General features: G+C 39.9%; 13 protein-coding genes. 1 reads left to right on the top strand and 12 read right to left on the bottom strand.

The annotated features are described in order from the left end of the window. Positions 1-33: 33 nt before the first annotated feature. The 12 genes from lacZ to J7E63_RS09710 all read right to left on the bottom strand — a co-directional run bounded on the left by lacZ (position 34) and on the right by J7E63_RS09710 (position 17,395). Complete coding sequence (gene lacZ, locus J7E63_RS09765) at positions 34-3,069, bottom strand: beta-galactosidase, LacZ type (protein ID WP_215011571.1); 3,036 nt, start codon at positions 3,067-3,069, stop codon at positions 34-36. Positions 3,070-3,108: 39 nt separating this feature from the next. Continuing rightward, positions 3,109-3,933 carry a carbohydrate ABC transporter permease gene (locus J7E63_RS09760; RefSeq protein WP_215011463.1) on the bottom strand — a complete coding sequence of 275 codons (825 nt, stop codon included), beginning with the start codon at positions 3,931-3,933 and terminating at the stop codon, positions 3,109-3,111. Next, the gene (locus J7E63_RS09755; protein ID WP_308161939.1) at positions 3,926-4,795 is read right to left on the bottom strand and encodes a carbohydrate ABC transporter permease; all 870 of its coding nucleotides are present in this window, start codon (positions 4,793-4,795) and stop codon (positions 3,926-3,928) included. Before J7E63_RS09755 ends, J7E63_RS09760 begins: the two co-directional genes overlap by 8 nt. 219 nt (positions 4,796-5,014) lie before the next feature. Beyond that, positions 5,015-6,301, bottom strand: a complete 1,287-nt coding sequence (locus J7E63_RS09750; RefSeq protein ID WP_215011461.1) for an ABC transporter substrate-binding protein — start codon at positions 6,299-6,301, stop codon at positions 5,015-5,017. Between the two features lie 175 nt (positions 6,302-6,476). Then, complete coding sequence (locus J7E63_RS09745; protein WP_251033452.1) at positions 6,477-8,240, bottom strand: sensor histidine kinase; 1,764 nt, start codon at positions 8,238-8,240, stop codon at positions 6,477-6,479. Between the two features lie 13 nt (positions 8,241-8,253). Beyond that, positions 8,254-9,810 carry a response regulator transcription factor gene (locus tag J7E63_RS09740; protein ID WP_251033451.1) on the bottom strand — a complete coding sequence of 519 codons (1,557 nt, stop codon included), beginning with the start codon at positions 9,808-9,810 and terminating at the stop codon, positions 8,254-8,256. Positions 9,811-10,113: 303 nt separating this feature from the next. Continuing rightward, the gene (locus J7E63_RS09735) at positions 10,114-10,785 is read right to left on the bottom strand and encodes a hypothetical protein (RefSeq protein WP_215011457.1); all 672 of its coding nucleotides are present in this window, start codon (positions 10,783-10,785) and stop codon (positions 10,114-10,116) included. A 129-nt stretch (positions 10,786-10,914) separates the two neighbouring features. After that, on the bottom strand, positions 10,915-12,285 hold the full coding sequence (locus tag J7E63_RS09730; protein ID WP_285289925.1) for an alkaline phosphatase: 1,371 nt from the start codon (positions 12,283-12,285) through the stop codon (positions 10,915-10,917). A gap of 307 nt (positions 12,286-12,592) precedes the next feature. Beyond that, positions 12,593-14,200: a M20/M25/M40 family metallo-hydrolase gene (locus J7E63_RS09725; RefSeq protein ID WP_215011455.1), complete on the bottom strand. Its 1,608-nt coding sequence runs from the start codon at positions 14,198-14,200 to the stop codon at positions 12,593-12,595. Positions 14,201-14,313: 113 nt separating this feature from the next. Continuing rightward, entirely contained in the window at positions 14,314-15,720 is a 1,407-nt protein-coding gene (locus J7E63_RS09720; protein ID WP_215011453.1) for an amino acid permease, read from the bottom strand. A gap of 41 nt (positions 15,721-15,761) precedes the next feature. Next, entirely contained in the window at positions 15,762-16,523 is a 762-nt protein-coding gene (locus J7E63_RS09715; RefSeq protein ID WP_215011451.1) for a dimethylarginine dimethylaminohydrolase family protein, read from the bottom strand. Positions 16,524-16,540: 17 nt separating this feature from the next. Next, positions 16,541-17,395 carry a dimethylarginine dimethylaminohydrolase family protein gene (locus J7E63_RS09710; protein ID WP_215011565.1) on the bottom strand — a complete coding sequence of 285 codons (855 nt, stop codon included), beginning with the start codon at positions 17,393-17,395 and terminating at the stop codon, positions 16,541-16,543. A gap of 180 nt (positions 17,396-17,575) precedes the next feature. Between J7E63_RS09710 and J7E63_RS09705 the strand changes: the two genes are divergently transcribed. After that, positions 17,576-18,310, top strand: a complete 735-nt coding sequence (locus tag J7E63_RS09705) for an IclR family transcriptional regulator (protein WP_215011449.1) — start codon at positions 17,576-17,578, stop codon at positions 18,308-18,310. The last annotated feature ends 109 nt before the right edge of the window (positions 18,311-18,419 follow it).

Genomic DNA, 18,419 nt, shown 5'->3' with positions numbered 1-18,419 from the left:
AAGGCTCTTTTCTTTATTTGATCCATTTCATAATTAGATTCTATTAATCACAAACTCGAATTCCATGTCTTGATTGGCAGGAATAAGGTGTTCATCATGTACCGGTGCACCCCAGCTGTCGTCTCCGCCGACGCCCATCTGCTTTCCTGCGACCGTCACAACCGTGTAATGGACATTCGGAAGCTCATATTGATGCTGGGCATTCTCGAGTTCAAAAGCCGTATACGGGGAAAAATTACACTCTAATGGTTCAGCAGCCGCTGATATTTTTATTCCCTGTCCTTGCTTGTTGGTCAGACTAACTCGGCGCACTCCCGTCCGGCTGCCCGATTCTTGCGGCATGACATATCCGGATAAATTCTCAATTACTTGATTTTTAAATATTCCAAGTCTTGCTCCTTGCGCCCGGTCTGAGTAATTTTCTTCAGGACCCATCGCATACCATTCCAGTTGGTCATAATCGGCAGGCACCTTGAAGGATACTGCAAAAATCGGCAGCTGCGGGAGATTTTCCGCCCCCTGATAGACCGACTTCACATGAACACTGCCATTGGCAAGAACGGTATAATTTACTTTCACCACTACTTTTTCACTAATCGATAATTTATAAGTAAAAGCAATGCTCACCTGGCCATTTGCTTGCTCAACATCCAGCCCAATGCATTGGCGCGCAAGACTGGCTGCATACCAAAGGCCCGAATGATAGCCTTGAGAATAACCGCGGTCATTATCCGTCGTCGCCCGCCAGAATAACGGTGCCGGCGGAAGAGCAATCATCTCTTTCCCTGCATAGTTAAGTGAAACCAGGCTTCCCGCCTGTTTCGAGAACAAGATGCTGAAGTCAGGGCCGTGGACACCAATATTGACATCGCCAGTGACAACCCGTAATTCCCCGTGAGCTGCCATCTGCTCGACAAACGCCTCCGTTCTGAACACATATTGTCCGAACGCGATTTCGTAGCCAGCGTCCGCCCAGAGATTACTTTCCTTCAGCTTAAAAGAAGTTTGTATACAATATTCGCCAGAAACGCTGGTGATTTCAGCAGGCAATTTAAATTCGATGCGCCCTTCACTCTGCGGTGCCACCACCACATCGAGCTGATTCCGATACAACTCTTTACCTTCAAGGTAGAGAGTGTACTCCAAATCATAATCGGACGTATCTACGAAAAGACCCTCATTCTGGATTGTTACCCCCGTACGATCCGGACTCAGTTTGATATTTTGATATAAATACTTTACTTCCTGCATCTTCGGCGACAACTCTCGATTGGCATACACAATCCCATTCGTACAGAAGCCATAATCCGTTGGGCGATCGTCAAAATCACCGCCATATGCCAAAAATTCCTTACCATAACGATCCTTCTTAATAATTGATTGATCAATATAATCCCAGATAAAACCACCTTGATACATTGGATATTTCTGCTCTAAATCCGTATATTTGTACATCCCGCCAAGGGAATTCCCCATGGCGTGCATATATTCACAGCTAATGTATGGCTTTGACGGGTTATCGTTCAAATAATTCTCAATGTCAGCTGGCTTTGCATACATCCGGCTTTCCATATCACTCGTATCATTGTAATCACGCGCATGGAAAACACCTTCATAATGAACCAGGCGACTTGGATCTACACTCTTAAAATATTTAGAAACATTCAGAATCACTTCACCCGCATAGGATTCATTGCCACATGACCAAATGAGGATCGACGGGTGATTTTTGTCCCGTTCAAACATGGATACCGCTCTGTCCATGACGATGTTCTCCCATTCCGGCTTATTCCCGGGGATGTTCCATGACGGCTCGACTGCCCCCATCTTTTGCCATGAACCGTGCGTTTCAAGGTTCATTTCATCGATGACATAGACACCGTATTCATCGCATAACTCATACCAATAACTTTGATTCGGGTAATGGGACGTCCGGACAGCGTTAATGTTGTTCTGTTTCAATGTTTTAATATCCCAAAGCATGTCTTCCTTTGTAATCGCGCGGCCGGTACGGCAATTAAATTCATGGCGATTGACACCCTTGAATACAATTCGTTCACCATTAAGGCACATGATTTTATCAGCCATTTCAAATCTTCGGAAGCCGACTTTCTGCGGAATAACCTCTACCAAATGACCTAAATCGTTATATACCTGAATATAAAACTGATACAAATAAGGATTTTCCGCACTCCATAGCTTTGGATTATTGATCATCATTAAAACTGTCCAATTTCCGTCAGTGAAATCACCGTTTTGCGCTGCTACTAAGTGCCCCTCGGTATCGTACAATTCAGCAACTATTTTTGATGGAGAAACCACATCAGATAAAAGCTTTAGGTCTGCTTGAAGCGTCCCTTTCGTAAATGTCGGATCCAGCTCTGCGCGAATACCGGCGTCATAAACATGAATTTCTGGTACTGTGTAGAGGTAAACATCACGGAAAATACCAGAAAAACGCCAGAAATCCTGGTCCTCGAGCCAGCTGCCCGTGCTCCGTTGGTAAACCGCAACGGCAAGCTTATTATCACCTTCTGTAATAAATGGTGTAAGCTCAAATTCTGCAGGAGTAAACGAGTCCTCACTATAGCCGACGAACTCCCCGTTTAACCACACATAAAAGGCCGACTCCACACCTTGAAAGGATATATACAGTGGCTTGTTTTCCATTTGAGGGGGAACGGTAAACATCTTCACATAGCTTCCAACCGGATTATGGTCGAGTGGAATTTCTGGCGGACGGATCTCGTTAAGCCCGTCCCATGGGTACATCGTATTCACATATTGTGGTTTCCCGTAGCCTTGAAGCTGAATGTGACCTGGGACGGTGATGTCCCCCCAGCCCATGCAATTAAAATCCAGCCGGTGAAAATTCTCCGGGCGATTGTCTGGATTAACGCTATAGTTAAATTTCCAGTTACCGTTTAATTCATGGCGCATTGCCATTGGGCCTGCCATTTTTGCCTGCTCCAGTGTTTCATAATATCGGTGGTCTGAATGTGCTGGAAGTCGATTAACGGCAAACACATTTAAGTCTGTAAGCCAATCTATTTTTGGAATTGTTGTCATCACTATCACTCTTCCTATCTACATTTTTCCAAAATTTTATTATTTAACTGAACCCATCATCCCTGCAACGAAATGCTTTTGCATAATGAAGAAGATAAGTGCTGCCGGCAAGGTTGCAATTACAATCGCTGTCATGATCATTCCAAAGTCAGGTGAGTAGCTGGAACCGAGGTTCGAAATTAACAGTGGAATCGTCTGGTTCTCTGGTGACTGCAACACAACTAGCGGCCATAAGTAACTGTTCCAGCTAGCCATGAAAGTAATGATGGCAGCTGCCGCGTAAGTCGTTTTCATTGTAGGTACATAGATTCGAAAGAAACATCCCAATTCAGAGAGACCATCAATTCTTCCAGCTTCAAGAATTTCCTTCGGAAACATCTTGGTGCTTTGTCTAAAGAAAAAGATCAGATAGGCGGTTGTAACCGTCGGTAATATGACCGCTGCCATTGTATCAATACCAATGATCGGTAAGGATTGTGAAATGGTAGCAAACATTCTAAAGAGCGGTACCATCAAAGCAGCAAAAGGAATCATCATAGAAACTAGTAAAATGTTAAACACAAAATCCTTCGATTTACTTTTATAAATTTCAAATCCATATCCTGCCAGGGAGGCAATCAGCATGGCAAGGACGGTCGTTAAAATCGAGATTTTCGTTGAATTTATTAAAGCAGGTACAAGATCAACTGTGTCTAGTAGATTGTGAAGGTTTTCTATAAAATGACTGCCTGGCAGCATCCTTCCTTGCGTCACATCTACAGACTTGTTTGTCGAGCTCACAATCATCCATAGAAACGGAAACATAGAAACAATGGAAGCGATGATAAGGACTGTATAGCTGAATGAGCGTTTAAGGTTATTCATTTTTATCACCTGCCACTTTGAACTGAATGATAGAGAAGATGACAATCATAATTACGATGGCGTAAGAGACAGTCGCGGCATACCCAAAGTCAGGGGTATACTTAAACGATAAATTATAGATATACTGAGAAATTGTCATTGTCGCATTACCCGGCCCACCCTTGGTAATATTCATGACCTCGTCAAATAGCTGAAGCGTACCAATTGTTGAAGTGATAGATGTAAATAGGATAATCGGCTTCAACATTGGGATCGTAATCTTGAAAAATTGTTGAACTGGCGAAGCCCCATCTATCCTAGCTGCTTCATAGATAGATTCATCAACGTTTTGAAGAGCGGATAAATAGAAGATCATGTTATAACCTGTCCAACGCCAAGTGATAGCCACAATAATGGCAATTTTGGCCCAAAAAGGATCGGTGAGCCATTGGATGGGCTCAGAAATTAGTGAAACTTTCATTAACATGATATTGATAATCCCATCTTGACCAAACAAATATTTGAAAATGACGGAATAGGCAACAAGTGAGGTTACGCATGGTAAGAAGATGGCTGTTCGAAAAAAGCCCTTGAACTTCAACGTTTTATTATTTAGTAAAACGGAAAGAAATAAAGCAAGTAGAATCATAACTGGTACTTGGATGATTAGATAGATCACCGTATTTTTTACCGTTGTAAGGAACGTTGGGTCCTTAAATAAACGCGTATAATTATCGATACCTGTAAATGTTAAATTCGCACCTACCCCTGATTGAAATGACAAAATAAGAGCCTGAACCATTGGGTAGAAGTAAAACAAAAAGATCATTACGGCAGCGATAATCACAAAGGACCAGCCAATAACATTATTTTTTAACCGAATCTTCCGACCTGAATTTGCTTTTGGAAGGGTTTGAGTGTGGTTTTCTTTCGCAGTTATCAATTTTAGTCAACTCCTTACGTTGTAATTTCAAGAAAAAAAGAAAAGAGCCTCAGAAAATCGCCTGACACATCAGATAGCTCCAATTACTGAAGGGTAGAAGCCGGCGAATTCCAAGGCATAATCTCTTTACAAAGATGTGTTACTTGCTAATTTGTTCTGTTATTTAATTTGTTCTTCTGCTTGTTTTTGTGCATCTTCTAATACTTTATCTAGATCTTTACCTTTAAGGTAATCTTGCATTCCCACAGCTAAAATGTCCTCAATTGCATACGTATGCATACCATAGTTTACTTGAGGAATTTTCTCTGTCCAGGCAGCAAAGTCACTAACGACCTTTTGACCTCCGAAGAAATCGTCCGCAGCCTTATACGCTTCGCCTTCAGCAGCTGGCTTGTAAGTACCGATCGCTCCCATTTCCTTATTCAAAGTCTGATAAAAATCAGCATTAGAACCAAAAGTTTTTGCTAAGAAGTCAGCAGCCTTTTCTTTGCCAGGAATGTTAAGCACGTACCAAGAGCTTCCGCCTAAGTTAGAGGCGTTCACGGAACCTGAAATTCCAGCTTGTTTTGGGATCGGAACCACTGCCCACTTACCTGCTTGTGAGCTTTCTGCTTTGATGGATGGAGTAATCCAGTTACCCGTTGGAACCGTAGCAACATCACCACTGTTAAAGCCTGCTACAAATTGGCCCCAATCAGAGACAGGTTTCACTAAATCCGCATCTAAAAGCTCTTTATATGTTTGGAATGCTTCCTTTAAAGAAGCGTTGCCTGCTAGGTCAGGTGTAACCCCGTCGTTCTTTAAATACCATGAACCGCTTGTCTGAACCATCATACGAATAAGACCAAGGTCTTTTGGATCCTGTGTAAGCATTTGTTTACCCGTTGCTTCTTTTACCTTTTTACCAATTTCAATGTACTTGTTCCAGTCGATATCTTTTAAATCATCAAGCGTGTAGCCCGCTTTTTCCATGTAATCCGTTCTAACATATAGTCCTGTAACACCAGTATCGAATGGAAGGCCGTAGTTTTTGCCGTCCAAGCTTGTAGGGGCAATTTTATACTGAGCAAAATCATCTGCTTTAAACGATCCAGTTAATTCATGGAACATATCTGGATACGCTTTAAGGAAGCTTTGTGCCCGGTAATCTTCAATTAAAACAATATTCGGAAGTCCTTTTGTAGTTCCAGAACTTAAGCTCGTATTAAGCTTTTGAATAATGTCATCTTGAGCATGTTCAATAACTTTAATGTTTACATCTGCGTTTTCAGATTTATAAGCTTCTTTTGCTAAATTCATTGCTTTAATGTTAAAATTCGGGTCCCATGCCCATACTGTTACTTCATTTGTATCTTTGCCGCTGTCGGAAGTCTCTTTATTTGATCCCGAAGAACAGGCAGTTAGCATCAATATACTAACTAAAAAGAGTGCTAGTACTTTTTTCATTGATATTCCCCCAACATTCTATTTTTGTAAGCGTTATCCAACTTACAAATACAATGTTATCACCTGTTAGGAAGTAACCGTTAGGACGATATTTTTAATGGTTGGTAATATTTTTATAACATGAACACGCTTCCAATTGATTTATTTGGATTATTTTTAGATTTTATGACTATTTTCACTTAGTTGAAACTGGAAGTGTCATCCGGACCTTAGTCCCTTCACCCAACTCGCTAGAAATTGTCACCCCATACTGTTCCCCGTAAATCAGTTGGATACGCTCATGGACATTCCGCACACCAATCCCAGAAAACATCTGTTGTTTACGCTTTGTAGTCGGGAGTTTATTCTCTGAAGAGACTTCCATTCCATCTCCGTTATCCACGACTTCACAAATCAACGTATTCTCCTCTTTCCAGACAAGTACATTAATATAGCCACCAGTCTTATGATTGAAGCCATGAAAGAATGAATTTTCCATAAAAGGCTGCAGGATAAGCTTTGGTACGTGATATTCCAAACAATCTGGCGCGATAAAATAGTTAACATTAATCCGGTTACCGTACCGCTTTTGATTAATAAGGACGTAATTTTTTAAATTATCCACTTCTTGGACAATGGTATTCGTCTCGCTGACATTGCCAATTGTATTCTGAAGCAAGGATATTAAAGCATTAATTGTTGCTTCGGTTTCTTCTTTTCCACCTTGCTGCACCATGAATTTTATTGAAGTTAACGTGTTGTATAAAAAATGAGGATTAATTTGCTGCTGCAGCGCAGCCAATTCCGCATTGCGCTTTTGCTTTTGTGATTCCACAAGCTGTTCAACATACAAGTGGAGCTCATCGAGCATGGAATTAAAGGCATTGCCGATTTTCATGGTTTCATATGTGCCGGTTGCAGTAACATATTGGTGGAATTCATGTTTTGACGCATCTTCTATCTGCTTAACAAGACTCGATAACGAATTTGTCAATCTCCTCGTCGCTAGTAAGACAATGATTAACGCCACAAAGACGATACCCATTGAGATGAGCACGATATCTTTCTTATCAATTAGGTCTCCAACTGCTTTTTGCTTATCAATTATATTAAATAGGTACATGTCAAACGATGGAAGGTATTCCATCGAGATAATTTGATCCTTTCCCATAAAATTATCAATGATATAATGGTCTGAACTCTTTTCAATTTTTCCTACATAGCTAAGCAGGCCTTTTGGTGCTTGACCTATGAGCTTTGATTGGTTGCTAGAAACAATAACTCCCTGCTTGTCTACGACAAACACATTATTACCAGGTCCTGTATAGCTTGTGAAGAACTGTCTAAATTGACTTTCATCAAACGCAAAGAACATCGATCCATAAACAGTACCGTTGATCCGTTCCATTAGTACCTTTGATGCCACAATGAACTGGCGATTCGTTCCATCATTTCGCTTGTCCAATTGGTACACCAGTTTCTTTGGTTCCTTAAACGTATTACTAGTAAGTCTGCTAGTCCTTAATTCCTCATCCGTTATTGGCCAGTACGTCCGATCCGTTGCAAAACTGAACCCATTTCTACCCATGACTAGAATGCTTTCTTCATATGCATCTAAATTGGTTTCAATTCGATTTAACTGTTGGCCCGTATTAAAATAGGCATTAAGTTTCTCTTTATTGCTGTATTGCTCCTTCGTCAGAATTTTTTTAATCGTATTGCTTTGAAGGAGATTGTTAGATGCTAGGACGACCGAATAGTTAAAGGATTCGAAACTTCCCTTTACCTGACTCATTACTTTAGAGTTCGTAATGCTAAACTTTTTAATAAAAAATTGCTCCGACATCCGAATCGTTGTCCATGTAATAGTGATTGAAACTGTGATAATCATCATAACCGTAATGAAAAACATAACGATAAACAATCCGTTATGTTTAAAACGTTCGGGAATAAATCTCATAATTCACCATCTCTTATCTTAGTTTTTGCTTTCTTTTGTATTGGCTTGGAGACAATCCCTTTATTTTCTTAAAAACTTTACAGAAATAACTATGGTCCGAATAACCGACCATTCCACTAATTTCTGAGATAGATTCCATTCCCTCCATGAGCAGTTTCGTCGCTTCTTCGATCCGCATTCTATTTAGATATTCGATGAATCCTTCCTTATTATGCGTTGAAAAATAGCTTGAAAGATAAGATGGATTAAAATGAAAGTGCTTTGCGACCCCAGTAAGGGTAAGCGGTTCGGCATAATGTTCTCTAATATATTCCATCAGTTTTTTCATATTTATATCTTCGGGCTCACTCTGCACCAAAAATATGCATTTCTCCGCTTCTTCAATAAAGCGATTCATTAGTTCAACCGTGGCCTTCGCCGAAGGTGCTTCATCAATCGACCTAAAATATGAATACTTGGCTTCTTCCAATTCTGTTACGTCAAATTTCATATTACTTAGAAGAATGGTAATGTTAAAAATAATGTTGCCAAAAAAAGCTTTATATTCAAAGACATCCATCGTATAACAAGAAGACATTACCTTTACATGGTCTTGTAGATATTTGAAAGCGGAATCAAAATGTTTTCTCTTTAATTCTTCTGTAAACCAATCCAAATTAAAATTTTCGGGTTTGGGCGGCACTTTTGGAAGATTCTCTTTCATTAAAAACGGTTGATTTGGAAAATAAAAGCGATAATCTAACAATTTTACGAGACTTTCTTTGTAGTTGCTTCCTAGTTGTGAAAGGTCTGAAAACTCATCCGTCAAGGCAATACTCATTCCTGGTATAGACTCTGCAAGTTGGCTGGCCAATTTAATAAACTCTTTATCATTCTGCTTGTTTATATTAATTAAGTATCCAATGATATTCTCTTCAACGCTTAAGGGCTCGTAAACAACTTGATTTATGATATGTTGCAATGCCTCTTCGATTTTCGCCTTGATACTTGTTTGAAATTCTGCACTATTTCTAGACTGGTGATTCCTTAAATCAGCTCCAATTAAACAATAATGGCTGTATGGCAAAGCTTTGGATACTAACTCCGAATCATAATTCACTTCATATCCTGAAATCAGTTTATTGATAATCTGCCCAATTGGGAGATTGCCTGTTAATCTTTGATCCACTTTCTGAAAGGAAGGAATTCTGCTTGCGGCATTTTTCAACGCCTTTAACAGACCGTCTGCATTGAGCTTCGGCTTTAAAATATAATCAACAACACCACTTTGGAAGGTGGATCGTACATAATCGAATTCTCCAAAACTACTTAAAATAATGATTTCAATGTGAGGATATCTTTCCTTCACAATTCTGGTTAATTCTTCCCCATCCATGATCGGCATTACGATATCTGTAATAATGATATGTGGGGCGGCGGCCTCAATTAATTCCAGTGCTTCTTGACCGTTCGAAGCCTCACCAACAATCATGAACCCCTCTTGCTCCCAATTGATATAGTGCTTAATCCCTTGTCTGATCAACATTTCATCGTCTACAATTAGTGTTCGGCATAGTTCCCCGACTGTCAACGCAATCCCTCCAGAAGAAGACATGTACAATTAGAAATTTTAGTATTTTTATTATACTATATCCATAATGACTACCCTCTCATAAAAATTGTACCAATTTGTTGCACAAACTCGGAATACAAAAAGGGCCCTATCCCAAAAATGGGATGGGCCCTGATGTAATTCCACCTGCCTACGACTCATTTTCGCACGACCAAATCAGGATGAAAATAGTGGATTGAATTTTCTACCAGGACAAAGGGTGTCAGGCACCGCTCGTGGACAAATGTCCACGAGTGGTGCCTGACACCTTTTCGTTCTCCATTAAAAATCAAGTTGGATTTTTTGTGCTTCCTCTAGTCTTTCGTGTTTATCATTAAACACGTCACTGGTTAGAATACTAATCCATTCCGTTTTTTTGCTGCCTGCTTGGTCAACTATAAAGCCTAGACTCCCCCATTTTATTTGATTTCCTTCGATTTCTCCATTCAAATGTTCAAGATACATATCCTGTTTCCAGTCCATTTTCACACCAGTATTCGTTTCAAAAAGGGCGACTGGGGCAAAATTCCGCTTTTCTTTGGAGTGATTCTTAATATCCACACTTATTTTAATAAAATCAAATTCCTCGGCTTCCGTTAACGGGTGGAAATAGTCAATTAAGCTATAATCAGGTCTGTAGTGGAGAAGTTTCATTTCTTTGATCGTGTACTCAATATCCCCAAAATGATAAACCTTATTTATTGGTTTTATCGCTTTTAAAGTAGCCTCCCCTTTTTCATCCGTAACAGACTGTCCGGGTTTTTGTAACGTTGAATCATCCGTAACCTGAGGGCTATTATAATAGGCGTCATGATCGTCTTCGGAGATCTTTTTGGTAGCTGTGGAAGTATTCTCTGTTTTTGCATCAGTTTTCTCATTAGTTGGCTGAATTGAAACAAATGAACAGCCCGTAAGTAGAAAAACAAATAAAATAGTTATCATTGCCTGTTTCACATCGATTCCCTCCACCAAGTAAAAATTCTTTTTAGAAAGATATCCCATTGCTAAAAAGGCAACGGGATATCTTATTTGCGAATTCTAAATTACTGTTATTGTTAAAACTTACTTGTCTTCGATGACTGTTTATCGGCTGCCTTTTTCAAGAATGTCAAAGATGATTTTGGCATTATCTGTATTATCGATTTGACCGGCAAAGCGTTCGCTGGCGGGTCCGAATGCATATACATTTACATCTTCGCCTGTATGTCCGCCCGTCGTCCATCCAGTGAATGAACGGGTATCAATAATTTGTTCGATCGCATTATCGATATCCACTACTTTCTTCGTAGCCGCAGCATCTTTAACAGACTGAATCTCTTTATCTGTTAAAGTAAGATTGATATATTTAGTCAACGTTTCTTTCACATCTGCACCGTTAGCAATTTGCTCTGCCATAAAATCAGGTGTGCGTTTTGTTGCATTGATTGGTGCACTAAACCAGTTGTACTCTCCGCGGGCACCGATCGAATAACCGCCAGTTGAATGGTCAGCTGTTGCCACAACCAATGTATGCCCATCCTTTTTAGCAAACTCAATCGCTGCTTTGAACGCTTTTTCGAAATCTTCCATTTCACTCATTGCGCCTACAATATCATTATCATGACCTGCCCAGTCAATTTGGCTTCCTTCCACCATCAAAAAGAACCCTTTTTTATTTTGATTTAAGCGCTCAATGGCAGAAGTCGTCATATCTGCTAGGGAAGGCATCTCTGCCGTCCGGTCGATCATTTTTGGCATACCCCGTTTCGCAAATAATCCAAGAACCTGGTCATTTTTGTCTTTTTTCAATTCTTGAAGGTTTGAAACATAACTGTATCCGTCTTTTTTGAATTCATCTGTAAGGTTACGGTCTTGACGGATAAATAAATCTGAGCCGCCTCCCAAGAGAACGTCAATTTTGTGTTTTCCGTTAACCATCTCATTATAATAATCATCCGCAATGGCATTCATGTTATTACGGTTTACATCATGAGAACCAAACGATGCAGGTGTGGCATGTGTGATTTCTGACGTAGCAACAAGTCCGGTTGATTTCCCTTTCTCTTTCGCTGCTTCAAGGACAGTTTTCACTTCAGATTTGTCATTGTCAACTGCGATGGCGGCATTATAGGTTTTGACTCCCGCAGCCATTGCTGTAGCGGCTGATGCTGAATCCGTTACATTTTGCTTTGCATCCTCTGGATATGTAGTCTGTTGTCCAACTAGAAATCTATCAAACTCAGTTGACTCCACTCTTTTAGTAGACGGGTCGTCTTTTAAATAACGGTAGGCCGACGTATAAGAAACACCCATTCCATCCCCGATTAGAAAAATAACATTTTTTATATCTGCATTGTTTTTAGTTGTATTTTCTGATTTTGCGTTAGCGGTGCCTGTTCCAACAAGACTGCTAAAAGCTATGGTTGAAAGGACAGCAACTGGAAGAACCTTTTTCATAAGTTTTTTCTTAAACAATTCGATTTCCCCCTCAAATAAACTTGAATGTGTTGGATTACGATTATCATTATAGCGGGGGTTTATTAAGCGAATGTAAACAATTGTAAAAGCGAATAAATCGAAAGTGCTAAAATATAGGCAATTTGTATGAGAGTAAATCACTTTTAAACAAAAAAAGCTACATTTTCCATTAGGATGTCAGATTAACTCCTCCTTAAAAAGGCCTATTTTTCTTTATATTTTCTTAACAAAAATTGAACATTTGAATAAGAGTAGACCCACCAGATAAAAAAAACTGATTCGACGATACGAATCAGTTTCTTTCCTAGTTATTAATCATCATTTTTATCATACCCTCGACAAGGACCGGAACTTCTTCAAATGCACTTTTCATATGAAGACGCTCCGTTCGTTTGTGGGCGTCTTTTCCGAGTGGGCCAACATTTAAGACAGGAGCTCGGAGTTCTTTCATCGCATCGAATGGGATGCTGTAACCGCTGCCCCATACCGGGGTATTTGATTTGAAGACGGTCCATCCTTCCCCATCGTCCTGATAATTAACATAGCTTAAGTCGCTAATTCCATTAAAATAGTGAACTTGCTGAACAGGCAAATTAAATTTTGCGAGACCTTGCTCTTTCAAATATTCTACACATCGTGTAATGAGTTCATCATTTGATGAATTTACCGCTGGATAATAAGGTGGAGCAAATAGCAAAACAATCGCCGGTGCAAGTTCCTGGCACTGAATTATTAGAGTATCTGCAATTCGGAGGGATTTTTCACGGTCATCCCATTCTGAATTTGCATGAATGGCTGCTTTGATTGCTTCGACAAAATCCGTTCCAAATTTATTAATCGCATGCGTAAGTAAAGCCTCATAACGTAAGACATGCACTTCACCAACTGGGTCTACAAACTGCTCTTTGCAGACTTCCATATAGGCCCGGTTGCAGGTACTAGCCGCGTTAACAGCCACTTTTTCAAAGATATCCATAATTTCTTCCGCATTCCGCTCCATTAAAAACACATTATACAAGGCTGCTGCGCGGTATGGTGTTTGAGCAGAGTATTCAAGTTTTAAATCTTTTTGTTGAAGTGTGACCGGAAGAGGGGTTGTTTCACCCCTCACCGTTTCTTGGAGGCTCAAATTCCATTCCATCTTCTGCGTCAAAAACGATGCAATATATGGTGCTGTGATTCCACTGAGAGGTTCACCAACATGTGTCTCTTTCCCGTAAAAAAGTGCGGATGGCATAATTTTACCGATGGAACCTGAATACACATAATAATTTTCGTCACCCGGTTCTTGTGAAAATACGGGTTCTCCGTTCAAGAAAAGCTTATAGGTGAGATCATGCTTTTCCTTTAGTTCTAATAATTTCGGTACAGCTGCACACATACCCGCCGAATTTACTTCCTCATCTGGCACGGTTAACAAGAGAAGATTAATCGGCCATTGTTCGACAGTTGCTTTTTCGATTAATCCCATATGCATCACAAGTCCCATTTTCATATCCATCGTGCCTCTGCCGAATAAATATTCTCCAGATTTCAGATCCTGCACCACATCTTCCGGTAACCCATCCAATCTTTCATGGAGCAAGTTGGTTAGCTCTTCTGGCTGATAAGCAAAATCCTCTAGATCTCCATATTCCTCCGTATTCACTGTATCAAAATGACTAATGAGAACGATGGTTTCTTTTGCATTTGGATGTTTATATAAAGCAGTTAAAAACCGCCTGCCCTGATCGGCATCGTGAAGAAGTAAGTGAGTAGGATTTTCCTGAAAATAGCCCAACCCTCGTAGTTTTGCTTCTACCTTTAAAGGAAAATTACGTTCACCCTCTGTCAATGTCATGCTTCTCCAGCTCACCACTTCGCACAAAAGCTCACGAAGTGCCTCTGGTGTCCCCCAATTTAGATGATTCATTACCCGATTACTCCTTTAATTAATTACAAAATGGTGAATCACAACTGTCCACCTAAGATGGACAAATGCAGCCAACTGTCCACGAGTGGTGCCTGACACCCTATCGTGACAACCTATCGATAGTCTACATCATTATTTGCGCTCAATTTGTCCTTTTTATTCTTAAAATAATAGGAAATATAGCATACGGCTAAAAATCCTAAACCCACTAGTAAACCGACTAATTGGGTCGGATCAAAGGCCAAGAATATTAAGATTGAAACGCAGAATACGATACAAATAATTGGTATTAATGGATAAAATGGGACTTTATATTGTAACTCCTCTAATTTTCCGCCATCTTGCAGGTATTTCCTCCGAAACAACAACTGTGAAAGGGCAATACCGATCCATGAAATCGTTACAGAAATGCCGGCAATCGACATTAACAATACAAACACTGTGTCGGCTGCAATGAAGCTAGTTAGCAAGGATAATAGAGAAAAAACCATCGTAAATACTAGAGCAGCAAATGGAACCTTGCGTTTTGATAGCTTTCCAAACCGTTTTGGAGCCATTCCTTCTTGCGCCATCGCCCATAGTAAACGGGTCGACGCGTAAATACATGAGTTTCCAACCGATAATATTGCTGTCAGTATAACAAAGTTCATAATATCTGGTGCGAAAGGAATACCTGCCATATCCATAAGGGTTACGAATGGACTTTCCAATAATCCCAGTTCCTTAGATGGGAAAATGGCGGATAATATAACAATAGAAGCTAGATAAAAGACGATAATTCTAAAAAGGACGTTTCGAATGGCTCGGGGAATATTCTTTTCCGGCTCCTCGCTTTCCCCAGCAGCAATTCCAATCAATTCAGATCCTTGATAGGAAAAGATAACATTCATCATCGTAACAAAAAGGATGACAAAACCTGCAGGGAACAATCCAGATGGTGCTAAGTTTTCTAAAAATGGAGCGGGACGGTCGGCCAATGGAATGATTCCAAAAATAGCAGCGAAACCAATAATAATAAAGAAAATAACAGCAACCACTTTAATACCTGCAAACCAATATTCTGCCTCTGCGAATCCTCTGGTTGTAAGAGCATTGAGGACAAATAAAAGGGCAATGAAAACAGCACACCATATCCAGACTGAAACATCAGGAAACCACCGTTTCATTAGGATTCCTGCCGCGGTAAATTCAACCCCAGCCGTTGTCGCTGAACCAACGAAATACATCCATCCTAACGAAAATCCAGCGGAAGGACTAATAAATTTACTTGCATATGTTTGAAATGAGCCTGTTACAGGCATGTGGACAGCCAGTTCCCCTAGGCACACCATGACCAAGTATAAAATGATCCCACCAAATAAATAACCTATTAATGCACCACCAGCTCCGGCCTGATTAATGGTATAGCCAGCATTTAAAAACAACCCTGTTCCTATGACTCCACCTAACGAAAGCATAAACAAATGACGACGTTTCATTGATCGATTTAATTGATTCTGCTGACCCTCTCGTTCAACCATCCCCCACACACCCCTTGTCTATTAGCAGTCCCCAATGTTCCTTAAAAACGTAGTGATAAACAGCTTAAGCCGCCATCTAATTTACGAAATTCAGACATGTCGAGCTCAATCGTCCGAAAACCAGCCTCGTTCATTTTTTGCTTCGTTTGAGGAAAACCTGCTGGAATGATGACATAGTCATTCACACGAATACAATTCGCTGCATATTCCTCTTCCGGTGGAACGATAATTTTTGTATAGGAATTAAAATCTGGATGATCAATAAATTCACCTGCAACAACAATTGTACGATTTCCAAGATAAGAAATACCTGTTTTAAGGTGGAAAAACTTTTCTAGTTGAACAATAGTCGCCTGGTAATGTTCCAACTCAAGAATTTGCTTTAATTGTTCAGCTCCTTCCAAATTTGTCCTTTTAGAAAGACCTATATAAAAATGATTATCAATTTGTAAAATATCGCCGCCGTCAAGGGTTCCTGGTGACTTGATATAATAGATGTTTTCATAATGGGATTTTATTGTCGGCTCCATCTCAAAAATTTCCCCGTTACGTGAAGGGGCCCCTGGGTTTGAAATAACCGCAAACTCAGGTGTCAGCACTGCCGTGTCTTCTACAAAGGTAGAGTCTGGGAAATCCTCATGATTAGGCAGGACGGTTACTTCTACCCCACAGGTTTTTAGTGCATCAATATAAGCTTTATGCTGCTCGAGTGCCTTTTCTAAAATAGGACTCCCTAGATCAGAAGTCGTTAAGCCATGGATGAAGCTTTCTCCAGGTGTTTTGACAATTGTAGTTTTAAACATATTTTTTCCTCCTTCAATTATGTACGGATTACAGGACAAGTGAGACAGGTCGGACCACCTGTACCTAAATAAGAGATTTCATTTCCTTCATATTCATAGACGGTTGCCCCCGCATCCATTAATTTCTGCTTAGTGTAAGGGCTTCCAGAAACTATGATACAAATTCGCGGTGCTAAGGCAAGGACATTACAGCCTAGTCGATGATATTCTTCGTCGGGAACTTCAATTAGTTCAAAGCCACGCTTGATTAGCATTTGTCTTAAGAAGACTGGCATTAATCTCGAATAAACAACAGCCAGGTTATCATCTACGATACTAATAAAAGACATAAGATGTAGACATTCGTCCTCACCTTGGTCATGCGGAAGCTGAACAACGATACATTCGTCCACTAAACCTTTAGTAATTTCCTTGATTTGGCGGATCGCTTCATCATTCGTTCGATAGCCACGGCCAATTAACAGTGTGCGATCATCCAGCCAAACAAGATCTCCCCCGTCAGCTACTGCTTCACCAGTAAGTTCACCTAATATAGGAATGTCCTTTTCTATTAAAAATTGTTTATACACCTCGGCTTCCGGCTGTCGTAATTTTTTCCCTGATTTTAAAATAATTGCACCCTTTTTCGTAAATTTAACGGGATCATGGGCATAGAGAGAATCTAATCCTACACGTTCTGACGCGGGTAAAAATTCAATATGGTCCACATGCTGTTTAATAATAGAAAGAAACTGTTCAAATTCATGCTGTGCTTTTGAAAAATCAGGTTCATGAATATAGTTGAATTTTTCCCATTCCTTTTTTAAATGTTCTTGATTAATAAAGGCTTCATTTGGGTGTTTAACAATAACGGTGTTGAGTTTTGTATACATAGATGATGCCAAAGCAGTTCCCCCTTCACTTTTCCGTATAGTGGAATTCATTTCCCCTGACAGGAAAACTTATAATATGATATTATAGTAGTAATAATTTCATGTCAATATATTTTGAATTTACTGATTAATAGTTATTAATATTTTTACTGATACCTAATTTAAATAGGAGATGAAAATATGCAAACGATCGATCGAGCCATGCAGGTGATCAAAGTCCTTGTTGGAAATGAAACGAAGAAATGGTTTTCAATTACAGATTTATCTAAGGAGTGTGACTTACCTGTTAGTACAATGCATCGTCTTTTACAATCAATGAAGCAGCATGGTCTGATACAACAGGATCCAAATTTAAAACATTATTCAATGGGGAACACCTGGTTAGAATATGGCTTACAGATGTATGATACCTTTGATTTTGTAGGACTAATTCGCCCTGAGATGGAAAAATTAATGCTTGAGGTAGAAGAGAGTATTTATTTCAGTAAACCAATGGGGCTAGAATCATTAATCGTTGAGAGAATTGACTGCCAGCAAAACCCGATCCGTATATATGATCAATTAGGATTACGCATTCCACTTAACATTGGAGCAGCAAATAAAGTCATGTTAGCCCATATGCCCTCAATTGAAAGGCAAAAAATCGTAAATGAACTAGTAGCTGAAGAAGATAGAGATACTTTTTTAACTGTATTAAATCAAATAGTGAAAGAGGGCTATGGGGAGAGTCATGGGGAGAGAACGAAAGGCACATCATCAGTAGCTGCCCCTATTTTTAACCAAATAAATGAACTAATTGGCGCTATTAGTATTGGTTATGTCAATTTCAACATAACGGAAGAACGAAAAAACTTCCTAATCGAGCGAGTCATCGCGTACGGAAAGCAAATTTCCACCAAACTTCGATTCAAATAGGTTCCGTATTTATAGCAAGTGTCTGAAATAGATTATTAGGGGATTCGAACTAAAAAGGACGGTGTCAGGCACCATTCGTGGACAAATGTCCACGAGCGGTGCCTGACAC

The organism is Bacillus sp. ISL-75, assembly GCF_018613095.1.
The sequence above is the reverse complement of the archived record's forward strand: the minus strand, read 5'-3'. Positions and strand labels throughout refer to the sequence as shown.